General features: G+C 71.8%; 1 protein-coding gene and 1 pseudogene. Both read right to left on the minus strand.

Annotation, left to right across the window (positions count from 1 at the left end; translation table 11 throughout):
* Positions 1-824 (minus strand): DUF8176 domain-containing protein (locus NP4_RS13980; protein ID WP_067997555.1); only part of this gene is annotated, 824 nt, incomplete at its 3' end.
* A pseudogene (locus tag NP4_RS41630) lies at positions 811-1,036 on the minus strand (hypothetical protein); the annotation flags it as partial. The gene NP4_RS13980 and the pseudogene NP4_RS41630, both read right to left, overlap by 14 nt.

Genomic DNA, 1,036 nt, shown 5'->3' on the forward strand with positions numbered 1-1,036 from the left:
ACCGGGATCTGGTTGATGCCGCGTTGGATCTGGTCGGCCGGGGGGACGTTCGCGTCGTCGGCTACCACCGCGCGAGCGGCGAAGCCGGAACGCTGTACGTAGTAGGCGCGTTCGAAGGCGAGGATGGTGTCGGGGCCGTTGCTCGTGCCGCCGGGATCGGTGCCGGAGACCACATCGGCGGTGCGGCGCTGTTCGCAGCCGTCGGCGGCGATCGCACCCGCGGGGACGACCGAGGTGGGGGCGGCGGCCGAGGGCTGGGATGTCGAACCTCGTGCGGGCACAGCCTGAGTCGTGGGCGCGCCGGAGTGAGTGCGTTTGCCGGTGTGGATGACGGTCAGCACCACAGCGACGACCACGATGCCCAGGCCGATCATGATCAGCGCGGCCACCAGTTTGTCGCCGCGGCGATTCTCCTGGCGCGGGCGGCGCGGATGGCGCAGGCGCGGGCCCGGATTGCCGCCGGATCGATCGATGAGTTGCGGGATCAGGCCGGACTGGTCGACCTGATCGTCGGGGACGCGGTACTCGGGCGAACGGCGTTGCGTGCGAACGTCTTCGGCGACATTCGGCGGGAGATTCTCGCCGCCCACCACCGGCGGCGGGTCCAGCCAGCGCTCCCAGTCGTCGGCCTCGTAACGCGAATCGTCCGCGATCGGAAGCGGTTCGGGCGTCGGTCCACCCGGTTCGTCACGCGGGCGCGGTGGTTGCCGACGACCCTGGCGCCGACGCTTGGCCCCCTTGCGGGTGGGCGTGCGCAGCATCGGCAGACCGAGGTCGAACGGATTCTGCTCCCGGTTCGGATCGTCCGAATCAGATCGTGTCATCGCCGAAGTCGCCGATGACGGCGGCCGGGACCATTTCCTCGCCGACCGCCGCGGGCACGGTCACGCCGAGCTGGCCGTCGCGCGGTTTGTGGTCCTGATCGCCCGAACCCGGCGTGGGCGGCATGGCCAGACCGCCCGCGACACCGGGCTGCCCGGACTGCGGCTGCTGCGGGGCCGCTGCCGGTGGCGCCGGATCCGGTGCGGGGGCAGGC

Origin of the sequence: Nocardia pseudobrasiliensis NBRC 108224 (assembly GCF_001613105.1) — a bacterium.
Taxonomy (GTDB): domain Bacteria; phylum Actinomycetota; class Actinomycetes; order Mycobacteriales; family Mycobacteriaceae; genus Nocardia; species Nocardia pseudobrasiliensis.